At 51.8% G+C, this 220-nt stretch carries 1 pseudogene; it reads left to right on the forward strand.

Annotated elements, in window-relative coordinates:
• Window positions 1-220: pseudogene (locus Xinn_RS22375) on the forward strand (phage tail protein); the annotation flags it as partial.

The following is a 220-nucleotide window of genomic DNA, read 5'->3' on the forward strand; positions in this document are numbered from 1 at the left end:
GCAGACGCGAGGACAGCAACCGGATAACTCACAAAATGAGTGGATGTTATTTGTGGACGCTATCGGCATTGCGAAATCGATCACCGATGCCCTCAACACAAAACAGGACATAGGCGACTACGCCACTAACGCCGCTCTGAATGCCGTCAACGACAACGCCAACAGTCGTCTGGAAAAAGCAAAGAACGGGGCGGATATCCAGAGCAAACCGGAGTTTGTG

Origin of the sequence: Xenorhabdus innexi (genome assembly GCF_002632485.1) — a bacterium.
GTDB lineage: Bacteria > Pseudomonadota > Gammaproteobacteria > Enterobacterales > Enterobacteriaceae > Xenorhabdus > Xenorhabdus innexi.